The organism is Lachnoanaerobaculum saburreum DSM 3986, from assembly GCF_000185385.1.
Taxonomy (GTDB): domain Bacteria; phylum Bacillota; class Clostridia; order Lachnospirales; family Lachnospiraceae; genus Lachnoanaerobaculum; species Lachnoanaerobaculum saburreum.
In genome coordinates this window covers 1,127,620-1,135,559 of record NZ_GL622296.1, presented here as the reverse complement: position 1 = coordinate 1,135,559, position 7,940 = coordinate 1,127,620, and the positions used below count along the sequence as shown (strand labels likewise).

Annotated in this window: 12 protein-coding genes; 2 read left to right on the top strand and 10 right to left on the bottom strand. The window is 35.7% G+C overall.

The features are described 5' to 3' along the window. The 3 genes from HMPREF0381_RS05325 to acgA form a co-directional block, all read right to left on the bottom strand. Positions 1 to 415, bottom strand: a 415-nt coding sequence (locus HMPREF0381_RS05325) for a pyridoxamine 5'-phosphate oxidase family protein (RefSeq protein WP_008750889.1), incomplete at its 3' end; no start/stop codon positions are given. 4 nt (positions 416 to 419) lie between these two features. Beyond that, positions 420 to 1,475 (bottom strand): radical SAM/SPASM domain protein, ACGX system, encoded by a 1,056-nt coding sequence (gene acgM, locus HMPREF0381_RS05320; RefSeq protein WP_008750888.1) that lies wholly within the window; start codon positions 1,473 to 1,475, stop codon positions 420 to 422. Between the two features lie 34 nt (positions 1,476 to 1,509). Then, positions 1,510 to 1,704, bottom strand: a complete 195-nt coding sequence (gene acgA / locus HMPREF0381_RS05315; protein ID WP_040461173.1) for an ACGX-repeat peptide — start codon at positions 1,702 to 1,704, stop codon at positions 1,510 to 1,512. 128 nt (positions 1,705 to 1,832) lie between these two features. Between acgA and HMPREF0381_RS14535 the strand changes: the two genes are divergently transcribed. Next, positions 1,833 to 1,964, top strand: coding sequence for a LysR family transcriptional regulator (locus HMPREF0381_RS14535; RefSeq protein ID WP_008750886.1), 132 nt, complete (start codon positions 1,833 to 1,835; stop codon positions 1,962 to 1,964). A 36-nt stretch (positions 1,965 to 2,000) separates the two neighbouring features. Then, positions 2,001 to 2,735, top strand: a complete 735-nt coding sequence (locus tag HMPREF0381_RS05310; RefSeq protein WP_008750885.1) for a substrate-binding domain-containing protein — start codon at positions 2,001 to 2,003, stop codon at positions 2,733 to 2,735. A 204-nt stretch (positions 2,736 to 2,939) separates the two neighbouring features. On the opposite strand, the gene HMPREF0381_RS05305 is transcribed toward HMPREF0381_RS05310, so the two are convergent. The 7 genes from HMPREF0381_RS05305 to guaA form a co-directional block, all read right to left on the bottom strand. Continuing rightward, positions 2,940 to 3,560, bottom strand: coding sequence for a DUF362 domain-containing protein (locus HMPREF0381_RS05305; RefSeq protein WP_040461714.1), 621 nt, complete (start codon positions 3,558 to 3,560; stop codon positions 2,940 to 2,942). Between the two features lie 40 nt (positions 3,561 to 3,600). Next, complete coding sequence (locus HMPREF0381_RS05300) at positions 3,601 to 4,035, bottom strand: Rrf2 family transcriptional regulator (protein ID WP_008750883.1); 435 nt, start codon at positions 4,033 to 4,035, stop codon at positions 3,601 to 3,603. Positions 4,036 to 4,092: 57 nt separating this feature from the next. Then, on the bottom strand, positions 4,093 to 4,863 hold the full coding sequence (locus HMPREF0381_RS05295) for a nuclear transport factor 2 family protein (protein ID WP_008750882.1): 771 nt from the start codon (positions 4,861 to 4,863) through the stop codon (positions 4,093 to 4,095). 436 nt (positions 4,864 to 5,299) lie between these two features. Beyond that, positions 5,300 to 5,500, bottom strand: coding sequence for a hypothetical protein (locus HMPREF0381_RS15145; protein ID WP_207635177.1), 201 nt, complete (start codon positions 5,498 to 5,500; stop codon positions 5,300 to 5,302). Between the two features lie 43 nt (positions 5,501 to 5,543). Next, positions 5,544 to 5,933 carry a hypothetical protein gene (locus tag HMPREF0381_RS15140; RefSeq protein ID WP_207635176.1) on the bottom strand — a complete coding sequence of 130 codons (390 nt, stop codon included), beginning with the start codon at positions 5,931 to 5,933 and terminating at the stop codon, positions 5,544 to 5,546. Positions 5,934 to 6,045: 112 nt separating this feature from the next. Further along, positions 6,046 to 6,336, bottom strand: a complete 291-nt coding sequence (locus HMPREF0381_RS05280) for a hypothetical protein (RefSeq protein ID WP_008750878.1) — start codon at positions 6,334 to 6,336, stop codon at positions 6,046 to 6,048. A 12-nt stretch (positions 6,337 to 6,348) separates the two neighbouring features. After that, the gene (gene guaA, locus HMPREF0381_RS05275) at positions 6,349 to 7,902 is read right to left on the bottom strand and encodes a glutamine-hydrolyzing GMP synthase (protein ID WP_008750877.1); all 1,554 of its coding nucleotides are present in this window, start codon (positions 7,900 to 7,902) and stop codon (positions 6,349 to 6,351) included. Between the last annotated feature and the right edge of the window lie 38 nt (positions 7,903 to 7,940).

Sequence of the window (7,940 nt, the reverse complement as noted above, 5' to 3'; positions counted from 1 at the left end):
ATTCAGTCAGATAGTATGCAATAACATGGGATCTGTTATTTCCAAACTGTGATGTGAGGACCTCACTATTTTCAAAACATTTGTTTATGATGTCCTCATCATATATAAAATTTACTTTTCCTGTTACTGTCAAGTAACTCATTGTTTCCTGATCTCCAATGCAAAGTGTAATATATGGATACGCCTGCATCTCCTTATATGAGGTATAAAAGTCTACTGTATCAAAATACAAAACTCCATCCTCCTCGAATTTATATTCAAGCGGTCTGATTTTGGGTTTACCGTCCAGACCAAGTGTTGTTACATATTGCATAGGCCAGTACTTCAATAGTGAAGTAACTGTACCGATACCGTCTTCATAATCAAGTGACTGTAAATAGCTCATTGTATTTGTTGTCTTTTTTTTCGATTTCATTGTCTTACAATATTTCTCCGGTCAAATCATTCTTTTCTTTCCAACACTGAGGATCTGCCGCATAAAATGAGCCGTTTGTACCCTTTGCTACAGCAGGACATCCCCTACACCATGCAAGAAGCTCACATTTACTGCATTTACTGAAATTATCATATTCTCGATAATTATCCAGCGAACTGACCCATACCTTTGCCAAACGATCTTTAAACGCATTACCAACCTTGCTTTGTGCAACTCGTCGGCAAGCATATATATCACCTGTAGGTAAAATTGTAATATGGCAGTTTCCGCAATTACATCCGTTGTAAATCATTCCCTCCTGTGCATACTCGGGAATTTTGAATTCTCCGGTCTCATACTGATATAGCGTCCACAAATGATCTTTACGATTAAAATATGTCTTACCGTCTTGAGCCTCATAGTATTTAAATTTAGCGTCAATATCTGACAGGCTTTCCCTATACTCTTGTGCAGTCATAGATGCATCCAAATCTCCACCACTTGGAACATATCTTGAGAATGAGAAAATATTAACACCTGTATTTACAACAGCATCTATAATACCTGGAACCTCATTACGATTTGTTTTAGAAACTGTAGTCATAATAACACTTCGAATACCTGCCTTATTAAGGCATCCTATTTTCTCAAGTGTACAGTCATAGGATCCGGGCTTTCTAAACCAATCATGAGTTTCTCTAATACCGTCAATAGACATCTGATATTTTTCGCATCCATACTCTTTCAACTTCTTACATACATCATCGTTTAGATGGAAAGGGTTTCCCATAATTGTAAACTTGATGTTATTTTCACTAAAGAGCTCTAAAAGTTTCCAAAAATCAGGATGGAGAATCGGATCACCGCCTGTTAAGTAAAAATACGGTGTACGACCATATGTCTCACAAAAGTCCAAACAATTATTAAATGTATCTTGCATTTCCTGCCATGACATAGACTTTAGACAATTATAATTGCCTCCGGAAAAAATATAGCAGTGCTTACATCTTTGATCACATTCATCTGTTATATGCCACTGAAATGAAAAATATGGCTTCATGATTTCTCCTCCATCCCTTTACTGTTGCTGATACTTACTTGTCAGAAGCTCCACATGCTGTTCCACACGCTGAAGGCTTATCAGCCGCTCCACATGCTGCAGGTGCTTCTTCCGGCTTATCGGCCGCTTCGCACGCTGCAGGTGCTTCTGTTTTATTGTCAGATGCTCCACATGCTGACTGTGCTTTTACTTCCTTTTCATTCCATCCAAATAAATTTTTTAATGACATTTTCATTTCCTTGCTGCAATGCCTTTTTGTTTTGCAATATAATATTAACAATAAAATACTTCTCTGTGAAATGAATATATGTTATTATTTATAACTAATAGGAATAAATATAAATAGAGGTTTAGCCAATGAATATAGATCAATTAGAATGTTTTATCAGTCTTGCCAATACACTAAATTACATGAAGACATCGGAGACACTGGGACTGACACAGCCGGCTGTCACAAAACAGATTAAAGCTCTTGAAAATGAGCTTTAATGTAAACTCTTTAATAGAACTACAAGGTCGGTAACTTTGACTAATGTAGGTGCCGCCTTTTTATCAGATGCCAATATCATGATTGACACATATTATCATTCTGTGGATCGTATAAAAAGCTTTCAAAGGAAAGCAAGTCGCTCACTTAGAATCGGTTATATGGATCCTCATACTATAAATATTATCAGTCAAATTCTTAAGTCTGTACTGTTATCTCATCCAAATGTTATTCCTGAATTTAGACATAATCAGACAGATGCCAACTTAAGCCATCTGATAAACAATCAGCTTGACCTCATTATCGGTATGAAGGATGCGAAATTTAAAGATGCAGATATAACTTTCACACATTTGCGTGATGAATATTTTTTTGTTGTAATGAAAAATGATCTCCCCTTAGCTAAAGTATTAAAAGACTCCGGTAAAACTTCTGTTACAACAGAGGATTTATGGGATATGCATCAAATTATTTCAATACCTCCATATCTCTTAAAAAACTTTTTTTCAAGAGGACACCGTATTCTTCCTGTAAATGATAATGTAGATAATGCAATTTGCTCTGATTCAAATGAAACTTATGGGCTTATTTTAGCAGGCTTCGGCTATGCCTATATTCCTGAACATGAGATTATTGAGCACCCGGATTTGAAAGTTTTTGCTTGGGAAGAATCTCCTCATGCTCCATTTGGTATCTATAGTAAGGCATCTGCACTTAAAGACAGAACATCCCCTGAATATACATTTATTCATAATGCAAAAGAAACCTTATAGTATCGTTATAACCGATAAAAATTTTATGGATTTGTTGAGATATATCTAATTAAAATTGGCACATAAAAAAGCACATAGCTGAAAGATTATAAGTCTTAAAGTTATGTGCTTTTACTGTATCATTCTTTGAATGAGTCCTACAAACCCAATTTTAGTATGTCCAATATTCTCCTTCAAATACAAATTTTATATTTTTCTCCATCTTTACACTCTATCCACTGCACCAACCGAACAAACCGTTAAGCAGTTACCACAATGCAGACAATGCTTATTCTCAATTACATAGGGTATGTTCTCTTGGTTAATGCAATCTTGTGGACAAACTTCCACACACCTACCACATCCGATACAATCATCCGTAATAAAATAACCTTTCATTTCATCTGTTTTAATTCCAAAAGAAAAATTTGCTCTCTCTATAGGCTTTTTAGATAAATCAAACCATTCTCCTGTACCTTCATAAATTTGAAATACTGTCAGGGCTTTTCTTGATTCTGCGGTTGGATATATTTGATACATATATTGATTCTTTTCAAATAACTCAGGGATTTTTTCATATCCAAGTTCTCTAACTTTCCCTCTTACAGATACCGCCACTCGTGACATTGTGTCCTCGCCTTTCATCGCTGTAAATGCAAGAAATCTCCTATCTGATAATCTATCATATAAGTTCTTACCTTTTGCGGTCAAAAAATATAAACTTGAATCGTCTGCATCCATCATATCAATAGCCGCTGTAACCGGAAGACCTTCGCTATCTACAGTCGCAACTATGACTGTATGAATTTCATCTACTATATATTTCAAATAATTCTTCGCTTCCATCATAACTTCTCCTAAAAAAACTCCGTTTTTATCCAGAGTCTTAAATTGCCAAAAGCTCTTTCATTTCACTCTTTAGATCATCTAAAGTATATTTCTTCATCTCATTTTCCATAGCAAGTTGAACGGCTTTCAGCTTATCATCCAATAACACATGAATATTTCGACCTACGGGACACTGAGGATTAGGACCGGCATGAAAACTGAACAAATCCCCATTTTCTACCGGATCAATCGCTTCATATACATCATAAAATGTTATCTCATTCAAAGGTCTTGTTATCTCTACTCCTCCTGTACCCCTTGCTACCATAATTAGTCCTGCATTTTTGAGCTGTGAGAGAATTTTTCGAATGATAACAGGATTTGTATTTATACTTCCTGCAAGAAAATCACTTGTAATTTTATACTCATTACCAAAAGTATCCACACAGGTGAAAATATGCAATGCTACTGTAAATTTGCTTGATATTTGCATAGTAATTTCCTCCTGCTGTCATTCTACACTCTTTATGTTGTATTATCAATTGTTACATTAGAACTTTCCATTCTGATTTTTCCAAGTCTTTTTGTCAGCTATGGTTTCCATAACATCCCAGTGTTCTGCAATTTTACCATTTTCCACACGGAACAAATCATAGAAGGATGTTGCCACACCCCCAAATGTTCCTTCGCTTACTGCAAGTGCATAATCTCCATCAGCCAATACAAAATAAGTCTTATTATATATCATCTGTATTCCCTGTTTTGCCAACGCTTCAAGTGCAGCACCAAGCCCTGAAAGTCCGTCAGCAATTGCTGTATTGTGCTGAATATAATTATCTCCATCGAAGTATGAAGTGAGCTTATCAGGATTTTCTCCACGAAGGACATCTCCTACAAATCCCTCTACAACCTTTCTTGTATCTTCCTTATCCACATCTTTCTTCTCTAAGTTGCCGTCAATCTGTGTATGTCCTGACGGATTAGGTTCAGTTTTTGTAGCCAGATTGTCCCAGTGTTCTGCAATCTTTCCTTCTGAGTCAAATCTGAAAATATCAAATGCTACCTGCTCTCCTGCTCCTGCAAAATTATATATCGTCTGTAAGAATACCTTATCGCCATCTTCAAATGCACGAACATTATTAACAGTTGTTTTAACCGGTGCCGATGCAAGATATTCAACTGCTCCTACAAAAGCATCTCTTCCTGTTCCATAAGCAAGATTATGCTGAATGTAACCCTCTGCAAGAAGTTCCCTTGCCTTCATTGTATCTCCTGATGCAAATGTGCTAATAAGTGCCAATGCTTTCTCTTTGTTTGTCATGATGATTTCCTCCTGAATTTGATTTATTGCATTGATGTAACCTTTGTTGTTTCATCTTGTGAGCTTATATTATCACTATGCTGATGTAATGTCAATAGTTACATCTATTTTTTTACGATATACTTGACAATTATAAGGAAATGAAATCAAACTATAAGAATAACGAAATTACAAAAGAAGCATTGCAAGATTGGAAAGCTAACTATTCTGACAGCCTGAAGAAAGATTATGTTCCCTTTGAATAAAATAATGTAATATTCTACAGAGGTGGTATCAGAGCAAAAGTTTCTTTCGGTATAAATAAGCACAGAAAAAGCACATAGCTGAAAGATTTATAATCTTAAAGTTATGTGCTTTTTCGTAGTATCCGTTTTTATTCAAACTCAAATTTCTAAAATTGCTTACAACAACATAATTTTTAATACCTTTCTGTAAATTATATTTTATTCTTGTTAACTTCAATTAACTTTTGAAGCATCCGCTCTCCTCTTTTTCTCATAAGTTTAATAGATATTTCCTTAAACATATCAAATTCCATATCAGAAAAAGGGACTTCCTTTGATGTTTCCCATATCTCTTCAAAAAAGTTATCTTCTAAAAATTTTTCAAAGCTGGAGAATTTTTTAAAATAATTCATGTTGAGATCATAAAGTATGGCTCTTTTTAATGGGTAGTATTCTTTAATATTTTTTATATGCATATTTTGCTATATGATCTAAAAATATATCAGGATAATCATGAGGAAAATCACCGAAATTCCCGTTACGATTAAGGTTTAAACTATATTTACGATTAGTTTTAAAATTAGGGAAGATATTACCAATCACTCTCACATTATCTACGACCGAATCTCTTTTACCAATATAATCGCCATCTTTAACCAACGAAGGCGATTTCCAAGTAAAAATCAAATCTCCCGAAAATTCTTCTTCACAATAAAAATAAAACAAATCTCTATATATTCTTTTTGCCAAGTTGCTATCATCTGATTCAAGTTCATAAGTAACAGCTTTTTCGACATCTTCTTCAGCCATTCTGAACAGCTTATCAATATTTATTTCATTACTCATTAATTTCTCCACATTTATAAATTGCTTTTGATACAATAAATCGACCAATTCTTAGTCCACAAAAGCCTCCCCGTAAAATAATGGAAAGCTTTCTATTATTTAATTTGTTAATCTAATTTAAATCACTTTGAAAAATTGCAATTGACGGATAATGATTCAGCTCTTCAAGGTTAGTATCTAAAGGAACACTGTAAACCATAAAATATCTTTCGGGATATTTTGCCTCAAATTCCTCAATTTTCTTTATGACAAGCTCCTTGTTTTCAGATACAAACATTACCGAAACTACACCTACTTTTTCTTCTGTATTCTCATTTTCTGACTTATCAACATAACCTGACAAAATTATTTTTAAAGAATCTTTACCATTCAACCCTTCTTTAATTAATTTTTCATCTGTCATCTTTTTCTTCCTTTATTCCAACTCAATCGTTCCCGGTGGCTTGCTGGTGATATCATAGAGTACCCTGTTTACATGGTCTACCTCATTGATAATCCTGTTGGTTACCTTTTCAAGTACTTCCCAAGGTAGTCTTGCAGCCTCTGCTGTCATAAAGTCTATTGTCTTTACTGCACGAAGTGCTATAGCATAGTCATAAGTTCTGTAATCGCCCATTACTCCTACGCTTTTCATATTTGTAAGAGCTGCAAAGTACTGGTTGATTTCCTGTGAAAGTCCTGCCTTATCTATCTCCTCACGGTATATAGCGTCGGCGTCCTGAACTATCTTTACCTTCTCAGCGGTTACTTCACCGATAATTCTGATTCCAAGACCCGGTCCCGGGAACGGCTGACGGAATACAAGATGCTTCGGTATACCAAGCTCAAGTCCCGCCTTTCTTACCTCATCCTTGAAAAGATCTCTAAGCGGCTCTATGATTTCCTTGAAATCAACATAGTCGGGAAGTCCTCCTACATTGTGATGTGACTTGATTACTACGCTCTCACCGCCAAGTCCTGATTCTACAACATCAGGGTAAATTGTTCCCTGTACTAAGAAATCTATCTTACCGATTTTTTTAGCCTCTTCTTCGAAGACTCTGATAAATTCCTCACCTATTATCTTACGCTTCTTTTCAGGCTCGCTTACACCTGCAAGTTTTGAGTAGAATCTTTCCGCTGCATTTACTCTGATAAAGTTCAGCTTATAATTGCCGTTCGGTCCGAATACAGCCTCAACCTCATCACCTTCATTTTTTCTGAGAAGTCCATGGTCTACAAATACACAAGTAAGGTTTTCACCTACAGCCTTGCTGAGCATTACTGCCGCAACTGATGAGTCAACACCGCCTGAAAGTGCACAAAGTACCTTACCGTTGCCGACCTTTTCTTTGATTGCCTTTATACTGTTTTCCACAAAGGCATCCATCTTCCAGTTACACTCACATTTGCAGACATTCTTTATAAAGTTTCCAAGCATTACAGAACCGTATTCTGAATGTAAAACCTCAGGATGGAACTGTATTCCGTAGAGATTCTTTGCCGTATTCTCATATGAAGCTACAGGACAGTCATCACTGTGTGATGTAATCTCAAATCCTTCACCAAGCTTACTTATATAGTCTGTATGGCTCATCCACACAATGCTCTCTTTCGGCACATTCTCAAAAATTGCACTGTCAGCCTTATCAACTGTAAGCTTTATTTTACCGTACTCTCTTACGCTTGCTCTCTCTACCTTTCCGCCAAGCAGATGCTGCATAAGCTGTGCACCGTAACATAGTCCAAGTACAGGGACACCAAGCTCAAAAAGCTCCTTTGAATATGTGACCGAATCAGGCAGATAGCAACTGTCCGGTCCTCCTGTAAGTATGATTCCCTTCGGATTTTTCTTCTTAATCTCTTCTAAAGGGGTTTTATATGAATAGATCTCACAATATACATTGTTCTCTCTTACTCTTCTTGCAACTAATTGATTGTACTGACCGCCAAAGTCCAAGACAATTATAAGTTCCTGCTTTAATTCCATCTAAATCTCCTATACTTGATAAAATAATTTCACTTACA

Coding starts and splice junctions, on each gene's coding strand:
- HMPREF0381_RS15140 (WP_207635176.1), bottom strand. CDS start 5,933: ATGAGTAATGAAATAAATATTGATAAGCTGTTCAGAATGGCTGAAGAA.
- HMPREF0381_RS05300 (WP_008750883.1), bottom strand. CDS start 4,035: ATGCAAATATCAAGCAAATTTACAGTAGCATTGCATATTTTCACCTGT.
- HMPREF0381_RS05305 (WP_040461714.1), bottom strand. CDS start 3,560: ATGGAAGCGAAGAATTATTTGAAATATATAGTAGATGAAATTCATACA.
- acgA (WP_040461173.1), bottom strand. CDS start 1,704: ATGTCATTAAAAAATTTATTTGGATGGAATGAAAAGGAAGTAAAAGCA.
- HMPREF0381_RS05295 (WP_008750882.1), bottom strand. CDS start 4,863: ATGACAAACAAAGAGAAAGCATTGGCACTTATTAGCACATTTGCATCA.
- HMPREF0381_RS15145 (WP_207635177.1), bottom strand. CDS start 5,500: ATGAATTATTTTAAAAAATTCTCCAGCTTTGAAAAATTTTTAGAAGAT.
- HMPREF0381_RS05280 (WP_008750878.1), bottom strand. CDS start 6,336: ATGACAGATGAAAAATTAATTAAAGAAGGGTTGAATGGTAAAGATTCT.
- acgM (WP_008750888.1), bottom strand. CDS start 1,475: ATGAAGCCATATTTTTCATTTCAGTGGCATATAACAGATGAATGTGAT.
- HMPREF0381_RS14535 (WP_008750886.1), top strand. CDS start 1,833: ATGAATATAGATCAATTAGAATGTTTTATCAGTCTTGCCAATACACTA.
- guaA (WP_008750877.1), bottom strand. CDS start 7,902: ATGGAATTAAAGCAGGAACTTATAATTGTCTTGGACTTTGGCGGTCAG.